8 protein-coding genes are annotated in these 9,534 nt (G+C 68.5%); 5 read left to right on the top strand and 3 right to left on the bottom strand.

From position 1 onward, the window contains the following. The 5 genes from ACFHYO_RS16125 to ACFHYO_RS16105 all read left to right on the top strand — a co-directional run. A partial coding sequence (locus ACFHYO_RS16125; protein WP_394321762.1) for an L-lactate permease occupies positions 1-900 on the top strand: 900 nt, incomplete at its 5' end. Positions 901-910: 10 nt separating this feature from the next. Then, positions 911-1,678: a (Fe-S)-binding protein gene (locus ACFHYO_RS16120; protein WP_394321760.1), complete on the top strand. Its 768-nt coding sequence runs from the start codon at positions 911-913 to the stop codon at positions 1,676-1,678. Between the two features lie 2 nt (positions 1,679-1,680). Beyond that, on the top strand, positions 1,681-3,120 hold the full coding sequence (locus ACFHYO_RS16115) for a lactate utilization protein B (RefSeq protein ID WP_394321758.1): 1,440 nt from the start codon (positions 1,681-1,683) through the stop codon (positions 3,118-3,120). Beyond that, positions 3,117-3,758, top strand: a complete 642-nt coding sequence (locus tag ACFHYO_RS16110) for a LutC/YkgG family protein (protein WP_168784073.1) — start codon at positions 3,117-3,119, stop codon at positions 3,756-3,758. The genes ACFHYO_RS16115 and ACFHYO_RS16110 overlap by 4 nt, the downstream gene beginning before the upstream one ends. Positions 3,759-4,445: 687 nt before the next feature. Next, on the top strand, positions 4,446-5,300 hold the full coding sequence (locus ACFHYO_RS16105) for a DMT family transporter (RefSeq protein WP_394321756.1): 855 nt from the start codon (positions 4,446-4,448) through the stop codon (positions 5,298-5,300). Positions 5,301-5,660: 360 nt separating this feature from the next. Here ACFHYO_RS16105 and ACFHYO_RS16100 read toward each other — a convergent pair whose 3' ends face one another. From ACFHYO_RS16100 to ACFHYO_RS16090, 3 genes are all read right to left on the bottom strand, one after another. After that, positions 5,661-6,440: a hypothetical protein gene (locus ACFHYO_RS16100; protein WP_394321754.1), complete on the bottom strand. Its 780-nt coding sequence runs from the start codon at positions 6,438-6,440 to the stop codon at positions 5,661-5,663. Positions 6,441-6,447: 7 nt separating this feature from the next. Beyond that, positions 6,448-8,934 (bottom strand): glycosyltransferase, encoded by a 2,487-nt coding sequence (locus tag ACFHYO_RS16095; RefSeq protein ID WP_394321752.1) that lies wholly within the window; start codon positions 8,932-8,934, stop codon positions 6,448-6,450. 70 nt (positions 8,935-9,004) lie between these two features. After that, positions 9,005-9,534, bottom strand: a 530-nt coding sequence (locus tag ACFHYO_RS16090) for a glycosyltransferase family 61 protein (RefSeq protein ID WP_394321750.1), incomplete at its 5' end; no start/stop codon positions are given.

The following is a 9,534-nucleotide window of genomic DNA, read 5'->3' as shown; positions in this document are numbered from 1 at the left end:
CGCACCCAATGGGACGACGCCTGGGTCGGCAAGCTGGACGACCTTGAGGATCACCACGCCAGCCGTCCGGTGATGCCGCTGCTGAAGGCATGGGCGCCCTATCTGCTGGTCGTGGCGCTCTTGGTTCTGACCCGCGCGGTCGGACCGGTCAAGGCATGGCTTACTTCGCCCGAAGTGACGCTGGCGCTGGACAACCTGTTCAGCTCGGGCATCAACGCGCGGGTGCAGGTTCTGTATCTGCCCGGCACGGTGCTGATCCTTGCGTCGATCTTCGCCTTCTTCCTGCACGGGATGAGCGGGCGGGACTATGGCCGGGCGCTGCGGTCCTCGGGTTCGACCATGATCGCCGCCGCGCCCGCGCTGCTGCTGGCGGTGCCGATGGTGCAGGTGTTCATCAACTCGGCCTCGGACAGCCTGGCCAGCATGCCGATCGTCCTGGCCGAGGGCGTGTCGGCGGCGGTGGGTCAGGCATGGCCCATGTTCGCGCCGCTGATCGGGGCCATGGGCGCCTTCGTCGCCGGGTCGAACACGATCAGCAACATGATGTTCTCGCTGTTCCAGTTCTCGACCGCCGAGCAGATCGGCCTGGGCGCGGCGGGCGCGGGCACCGTGGTGGCGCTGCAGGCCATCGGGGGGGCCGCGGGCAACATGATCTGCGTGCATAACGTCGTGGCCGCCTCGGCCACGGTGGGCCTCGTCAACCGCGAAGGCGAGATCATCCGCATGACGCTGATCCCGATGACCTACTACATCGTCCAGGGCGGGTTCATCGGGCTTGCGCTGCTGGCCGGGGGATTCAACATGTGGTGGATCGCCGCCGTGATCTGGGGTTCTGCCGTGCTGCTGTTCATGTCGCGGAACCGGGGGCGCGCGTCCAACCCCGTCGCCGTCCGAAGCTGAGGTAGGTGAAATGTCCGCAAAGCCCAGTCCCCGCGTCGGCCTGTTCGTGACCTGCCTTGTCGATGCCATCCGGCCCGGGATCGGCTTTGCGGCCATCCAGCTGCTGGAGGAAGCGGGCTGCCGGGTCGAGGTGCCGCAGGCCCAGACCTGCTGCGGCCAGCCGGCGTTGAACAGCGGCGATGACAAGGACGCGGCGGACCTTGCGCGCCGGACCATCGCCGCCTTCGAGGGCCATGACTATGTCGTGCTGCCCTCGGGGTCCTGCGCCGGGACGATGGTGCACGCCTATCCCGAACTGATGGCGGGCGACCCGGAATGGGCCGCCCGCGCCCGCGACTTTGCCGCCCGGACCCACGAGATCACCAGCTTCCTGGTAGATGTCATGGGCTACCGCCCCCAGGGCCGCCGTCTTGACGCGACGGCGACCTATCACGACAGCTGCGCGGGCCTGCGCGAACTCGGCATCGCCGCGCAGCCGCGCACGCTTCTCGCCTCGGTCGAGGGGCTTGAGATGCGGGGGCTTGAGGGCAACGACGTCTGCTGCGGCTTCGGCGGCACCTTCTGCGTGAAATATTCCTCGATCTCGAACGCCATCGTCACCGAAAAGGCCGAGGCGGTCGAGCGCACCGGCGCCGACCTGCTGCTGTCGGGCGACCTCGGCTGCCTGATGAACATGGCGGGCAAGCTGCACCGGCGCGGCGCGAAGACCCGCTGCTTCCACACCATCGAGGTTCTGGCCGGCCGCGCGGGCGGCCCCGCCATCGGCGAGGAGGGCTGAGCATGAACGTGCCGCAGCAAGGCTTCAAGGAACGCGCCGATGCCGAACTGAAGAACGCGGTCCTGAAGATCGCCATCGACCGGACCACCGGCAACGCCGAGCGCAAGCGCGCCGTCGCGGTCGCCGCCTTTCCCGAGTTTCAGGCGGCCCGTGCACGGGGCCGCGCCATCAAGGACCATGTCATCGCCCATCTCGACCACTATCTCGAGATGTTCGAACGGAACGCCACCGCCGCGGGCGCGACCGTCCACTGGGCCAGTGATGACGCCGAGGCCCGCGCCATCATCACCCGCATCTGCCTTGAGGCCGACGCGAAGCTTGTCACCCGCGCGAAATCCATGCTGGGCGAAGAGATCGGCCTGCCGCATGCGCTGGCCGACGCCGGGATCGAGCGGGTCGAGACGGACCTGGCCGAGCACATCATCCAGCTTGCGGGCGAACGGCCGTCGCATATCGTCTGGCCCGCCATGCACCGCACCCGCGAGCAGGTGGCCATCCTGTTCAAGGAAGCCCATCATCCCCCGCCCGCCGCCGATGATCCGGCAACCATGGTGCAAAGCGCCCGGCGCGAGCTGCGGGCCAAGTTCCTGGGCGCTGACATCGGCATCTCGGGAGCGAACTTCCTGGTCGCCGACACCGGCGCCACCTGCACCGTCACCAACGAGGGCAACGCCGAGCTGACCACCACGCCGCCCCGCATCCACATCGTGACGGCGGGGATCGAGAAGCTGGTGCCATCCACCGCCCACGCCTTCGCGCTGCTGCGGCTGCTGGTGCGGTCGGCCACGGGCGGCGAGATGACGCAGTACACCACCTTCCACTGCGGCCCGAAACGCCCCGGCGACGCCGACGGCCCCGAGGAGATGCACATCGTCCTGGTGGACAACGGCCGCACGCGGATGCTGGCCGACGAGTTCCGCCCCATGCTGCGCTGCATCCGCTGCGGGGCCTGCATGAACCATTGCGTGGTCTATCGCCAGATTGGCGGGCACGCCTATGGCGGGACCTATCCCGGTCCCATGGGCGCGGTGCTGACGCCGGTTCTGGACGGGCTCGCGCAATCCCGCGACCTGCCCCATGCCTGCACCATGAACGGCCGCTGCGCCGAGGTCTGCCCGGTCGAGATCCCCCTGCCCACGCTGCTGCGGGCCTGGCGCACGCACAGTTGGCGCGAGCGGCTGGAGCCCCGGTCCGTCCGCGCGGCCCTTGGCCTCTGGGCCATGGCGGCGCGGCGGCCGTGGCTTTACCGCTTGGGCAGCCGCATCGGCGTGCGGGCGCTGCGGCTGTTCGGGCGGCGCGGCTGGATCGGCAGCCTGCCGCTGGCCGGCGGCTGGACCGCCTACCGCGACCTGCCGCGCCCGTCGGGGAGGACCTTCATGGAACAGTATCGCGCCGGACAGGCCGGGCGGGCCGGGCAGATGGGGCGGGAGGCGCGGAAATGAGCGCGCGCGACCGCATCCTTGCCGCCATCCGCGCCGCCCGCCCGGCGCCCCTTCCACCCGCCGAGGCCATCGCCGCCGAGGCCGCTGCCCTGCTGGATGCGCCCGAAAGCGTCCGCCCCCGGCCTGTCGAAGCGGTGCTGGCGGCGGAGTTTGTGCGGAAAGCCTCGGCCCTCGGGACGAGTTTCGACCATCTGCCCGACAGGGCGGCGATCCCCTTGGCGGTCAAACGCTATCTGGACACACATGGCCTGCCGCCGGCGCTGGCGCTGCAGCCGGCCCCGGCGCTTGCCGCTCTGGACTGGACGGGCATAGACACCCATGACACCGTCGCGCCTGACCAGAGGGCCGCCTTGGGGCTTGCCCTCTGGGGCATCGCCGAGACCGGGTCGCTGGTCATCCACTCCGGGGTGGATGCGCCGATCCTGCTGTCCTTCCTGCCGCTGCACCACATCGTCGTGCTCGAGGAACGCAGCCTGCTGCCGCATCTCGAAGACTATGCGGCGCGCATGGCGGGACAGCCCCAGCCCCGCAACGCCATCCTCATCACCGGCCCCAGCGGCACCACCGACATCGAGGGCAGCTATGTCCGGGGGGCGCACGGCCCCGGATTTCTGCATATCCTCATGATCGGCGGCTGAGGCCGGTCCCGCCCGTCATGCGCATCCCGGACCATCCCGCGTCCGGGCTGCCCCGTCATCGCCGATCCGACTGGAGCTCACGAACATGACCCAGCGATCCCCGACTGACCTCAAGGCGGACCCCGCGGCAGGACACCGAGCGCTTCCGCATGGATACCGCCCCGGTGGATGCGAGGCCAAGGCGGTCGTCCGCCCCGGCTAACTGCTGAACTGTGGCAGGTGCTGCAGCTTTGCGTGAGGGCGGGACGGATCGATCGCGTAGGAGGCCAACACCGGGCTGGCCGAGGGCTCGCCCCCCAAGGGCACCTATGACCGGCCCGTTGCCCCCTTGTCGGCGGCTCCGGCCTGTCCTGCCCCTCTACATCAACGCCTGCTGTCTTCCCGGATACCGTCGCCGCTGCCATCCGGCCGCGACCGGCGGACCGGACCGGGCGGGGCGCGGCCCGGCATGTCACGTCTTCATGGCCGTGTCCCGATGCGCAGGCTTCATCATTTCCTTTCTTCCCGGTATCTGGCTGGGCAATGTTCTGAACCTGCCTGCAAACTTAGGTCGCTGCCCGTGGGCCTGCCGCCCCGCCCTGCGTCTGCGGGACTTGGCAGGCTTGCATCAGCCGGGGACGCGGGGGGTTCAGATCCGGCCTTGCGCGCTGCCGGATAGCGCGCCGATGCGGACTGAAGGAAATGCTGATGCAGAGCCCTGCGCCCCTGACGGTTCTTGGCCTTGTCGCCCTTGCCACCACGGCGATCGTCTGCGGCGACACGGCCGGCAAGCTGCTGACGGGGGCGGGGGTGCAGCCGCTGTTCGTGGCCTGGTCGCGCTTCGCGCTGGCGGCCCTGCTGCTGTTCTGGATGCTGGGCCTGGGGCCGGCCGGCCTGGGGCGCCTGCTGGACTGGCGGCTGATCCTGCGGGCGGCCCTGATCGTCGGCGCCATCGCCTCGATCCTGACCGCGCTTCGGACCGAGCCCATCGCGAATGTCTTTGGCGCCTTCTTCATCGGCCCGATCGTGGCCTATGTGCTGTCGGCCCTGCTGCTGGGCGAGCGCGTGTCCTGGGCGCGCACGGTGATGCTGGCGCTGGGATTTGCCGGCGTGCTGCTGGTCGTCCGGCCCGGCGGCGAGATGGGGACCGGCATGCTTTTCGCGGTGCTGGCCGGCACGCTATACGGCTCGTATCTTGCCGCGACGCGCTGGCTGACCGCCTTCTATCCGCCGCCCTTCCTGCTCGGCTCGCAACTGCTGATCGGGGCGGTGCTGCTGCTGCCTGCGGGCCTTGCCAGCATTCCGGCAAGCCCCGACCTGCGGGTCTGGGTGCTTGTGATCGTCAGTTCGCTTGCCTCTGCCTTCGGCAACTATCTGCTGGTGGTCGTGAACCGGACGACGCCGGCGACAGTCTCGGCGCCCCTCATCTATTTCCAGTTGATCGCCGCCACCGTGATCGGGTTCTTCGTCTTCGGCGACTGGCCGGAACCGCTGACCCTGCTGGGCCTTGCCGTGATCTTCGCCTCGGGTGTCGGCGGCCTGGCCCTCGTGCCGAGGCGCTAGGCGCGGCGGCCCCGCCCGTGGCGTACACTGACAAGCGCCACGAAGCTGCTTTGCAGCAGCTCAGCCGCTGCACGCGACCACCCGTGCAGCGGCGCGGGAGGTCTGCAGTAGCGACCTGTTCCCCGGACACGGCCGAGAAACCTAAACGCCGTCTGCAGAGCGCAGTGCGCCCAAGCGACGGTATGCAAACCGCAACAGGGCCAAAGGCGAGCGGAGCCCTTTTAAAACTATCGTTGGTTGTCACGCTGACGCGAAATGCGCAGCCTTCCCGGCTTCAAGTCGCCGAGATTGAGCGCCATCGTCTTGGCCAAGCGGGACCGTTCGGGGAAGGGACGCTGTGAAGCCGGGCTGCTGCGACGCTTACCCCGTGATCGCGGCGTTCCAGGCCTTCAGGCAGGCATCGCGGAAGCGGTCGTTGGTCTCGTCGCGCTGGCGGGCGATGCGGGGGGTGCCCGGCTGCCAGCCGGCCAGATCCACCGACATGGCCCCCGCCAGCCGCGCGATCTCGCCGGCGGGGTCGTCCTGCAGGCGCTCGTAGACCACGACATGGCGCGGGATGCCGAGGGTGCGGGCGACCAGGTCGATGTGGCTGTTCGAGCGCACGATATCCATCAGGATCGGCTCGATCCGGTCCAGCGCGAATTCCGGAACGATGCCCTGTTCCTTGTGGGCGCTGGTCCAGCGGTTCGTCTGATGCGCGATCCAGTGCGAGATCGCCTGCCCCAGCAGGTCGCGGCGCACCGAATGGACGATCCGCACGCCCGAGAACATCGCCGGGATGTTGGCGCGCTGCAGCATGACGATCTGGTCCCAGGACGCCTTGATCCCCCAGATGCCCGGCTCGTTCGGCGGCCCGGCCAGCCGCACGACATAGTCGGGAAAGCTGGCCACCGGCTGGCGTTCCAGGCTGCGGCGGACCTCGTCCCAGTTCAGCCCCTCGCCGAAGCCGCGGAAGCGGCCGGTCTGGCGCAGGTAGTCCGCCAGCAGGTTCGAGCCCGAGCGGTTGGTGAAGGCCAGGATGCAGAGCGGCTTGGAAAACACCGGCCGCTCGCCGGCAAAGGCGAAGGCGCCGGGGAAAATCGCCCGCACGCGGCTTTCGTGGGGGCCCTGTGCGGACAGTGCATCGCTGATCGGAGTCATCTTTGTCTCATTCCCGGTTCTGGCCCTGCAGGCGGCGGAAGCAGTCGAGGATCGCCGCCGGATCGGGGGCGACGATATGGCCGTTCGGCGCCTCGCGCACCGCCTCGCCCTGCGCGCCGAGGTCGAAGGCCATCACGGGCAGGCCGGTGGCCAGCATCTCGCGCGTGGTGAAGGAAAAGGTCTCGGGCCAGACCGAGGGCATCAGCCAGGCCGTGACCCCGTGCGAGGACAGCATCTTCGGGAGGATGGTAGGATCATAACGACCTGTAATCGTCACGGAAGGCGGCAGGGGAAAGCTGTGGTCAAACTCGCCCACGATGACCAGCCGGGGGGCACCCGGCTGGCAGTCGAGGTGAAAGGCCAGGTCCGACACCACCTGCGCGCCCTTGACCGCGCCGATCGCCCCGAGAACCCCGATGACCCCCGGTCCCTCGTCCTTCGGCCCCGCCAGGCGCGGCATGTCGATCAGCGCCCGATGGGGCCGGCAGACGATCCTGCCGGCGGCCTCGGGCCAGGCGGCCGTGACGATCCCGAGGCTGCTTTTCGAAAAGACCGTCAGCCGCTCTGCCCGCCGGATGGCCGCGCCCCACCGCTCTCGCCAGGAATGCAGGGAGATGCGGATGTCGCCGCTGACCATCTGATGCGCGCTGTCCTGCGAATCCGCCGGTGGCACGCCGGCATAGCTGCCATCGGCGTTCAGAAGGTTCAGCGAGGGGCTGATCGGGAAATAATCGTGGAACAGGATCTCGAGCGCGGCGCCCTCGCCCTCGGACAGGTCGCACAGCAGGCGCGGCAATTCCCAGGGGCGGTCGTCGCCGACGCCGCAGGAATAGACGATGCGCCGGCGGGGCATCGTCTGCACCAGGCTGCGCAGAAGCCAGAGCCCGTCGGCCTCGCCCGTCAGCACGCCGCTGTCGCTGTGCAGCTCGATCCCGAAGCGCCGCGCGCCGCCCACGCGGATGACGACCGTGGGCCGGCCTTCGCGGGCGCGCTCGGCGATGCGGGCGGCAAGCCAGTGCTCGGCCCCGCCGCCCAGCGAATGGCCCAGGTAGACATGGATCGGATCGGGGTCCATCCCGGCCGCCCAGGTCAGCGCCAGGACCAGCCGCGCCGTCACCAGCGGGTCGGCGGCGATGAAGCGGCGCACCTCGTCGTCGAACTCGGGATAGCGGGTGCTGATGATCCGGGCTGACCTTTCCAGCGCCTCGATCTTCGCGGCGCTGCCGAAGGATTCACCGCCGCGATGCTCGACGAAGAGGTTGCCGAGCCCGACATGGACCATGCCCGCCGCGGCCGTCTTGCGGCACCAGTCCACCTCTTCGCCATAGCCGCGGCCGAAGGCGGTATCGAGCGCAGGCACCCGGTCCAGCGCCGCCCGGCTCATCGCCATGCAGAAGCCGACGCCGGTCGGGATCTGCGCCTGCGCCTGCGGCGACAGCAGACGGGCCGTCGCGTCGATCCGGTCGGCCGCGCCCGGCTCCAGCACGACCCGCCCCGCGATCCAGGGCACCGTCAGGATGGTGGCGTCGTTCGACATCGGCGTCACGCTGGCGACCCGGGGGTCCGCCAGCATCTGCCGCAGCAGGCGCGAGGCCCAGGCCTGGGGCACCAGCGCGTCGCTGTTGAGCAGGACCACCGGCCCCCCGCGCCGGGCGGCGAGGTCCAGCCCGCGGTTGACGCTGCCGACGAATCCGAGGTTTCGGTCGTTCAGCAGCAGCGTCACGCGGTCAGACCGCGCGGCTGCCCAGTCCCGCAGCCAGGGCCTGACCCTCTCGTCGGGCGAGGCATCCTCGACCAGCACCAGGTGCCAGGGCACATCGGTGTGGCGGTCCACCCGGTCCAGCGCCTCGGTCAGCAGCCCGAAGGCGTTGTAGACCGGCATGATGATGGTCGTGGCCGGAACGTCATCCGCCGGCACGGGGGCGGGCGCCAGGAAGCGCGGGTTCAGTGCCAGGCGCGTGGCGGGCTCGTCCTCAAGGCCCATGAGCGTCCGCAGCCGCGCGCGATCCGCTCGCCGTCGCCCGCCCCGCAGGTAGCGCAGGCCAACAGGGGCCGCCCGAAGGACGTCGCGCAGGAACCGCCGCTGCGCGCGACGCCGCTCGGCCCGGATCATGTGCGGGTCCGGCACCGGCAGGGGCCAGGGGCCGGCGCCGGGCATGTCCTCGGCCAGCAGCCGCGCGGGGCCGGGCACGCGCGGCAGCGTGAGTTCGAAGCCCACCCGCCCGTGCTGGTTGCCGGTCGCAAGCATCCTCGCGCCCATCGCCACCGCGACATCGCCGCGCTGGATGCGCCGGGGCAGCGCATGGCGCGTCCCGCCGATCTCGAGGCTCAGCCGCTGCGGCAAGGCCCAGCCGCGCAGCCGCAGCCAATCCCGGGTGAAGACGCATTCCTCGACATAGCCGAGGAGATCATCGCCCTGCCGAAGCGGAATGCCGGTGAAACGGCATTCGGTGTGGATGGAAATATAGCGAAGGTGGAGACGTTTTAGTTCCAAAAGCACCTGCGTATACTAACAACCAGTCTCGACGAATTGCATTCGTCAACAATCAAATACGACCACAAGATTACGGCGATGCAAAACGACTGATCCAAGCCTCGAATAGATCAGGGTCAACCTCGAAGTCGCTATGCCCGGCAAGTTCGGGGTTCTTGGCCTCTCCAAAGATGAACGAGAAGCTCAGATCAAAAATGTTTGCAATATCCCAGAAGAAGAACTCATGTCCGACATTCGGTAGCATTGATAGCACTGGAGTTTTTGGACAAGCCCAAACTATATTTGTCAACGCAGCCCCGCTCACCCCTGCGATCATGGAGGAGTGAGAAAATACATCAATCTGCTCGTCAAGTGTCAGACGCTCGGGATATACCGTTTCGAAGCCATTTCTTTCTGCAATGCGGAGAATATCATTTTCATTCAGCAACCTTCGGCGCAAAGCGTCATCCCGGCCTGCAAAGATGCGCCGCCCTGGTCTTGTCGGACACTTTCGGCTTCCGATAGCCTTCACCATTTTCTTTAGACTTTCAGCATCATGGGTATGGCTATGAATCGAGTTCGCAGTAATAAAATGAAGCCTTTCAATTATTTTTGGCGCGG

It is taken from the genome of Paracoccus panacisoli (genome assembly GCF_042435015.1).
Classification (GTDB): Bacteria; Pseudomonadota; Alphaproteobacteria; order Rhodobacterales; family Rhodobacteraceae; genus Paracoccus; species Paracoccus panacisoli.
Note: the sequence above shows the minus strand (reverse complement) of the source record. Positions and strands in the feature narration are given on the sequence as shown.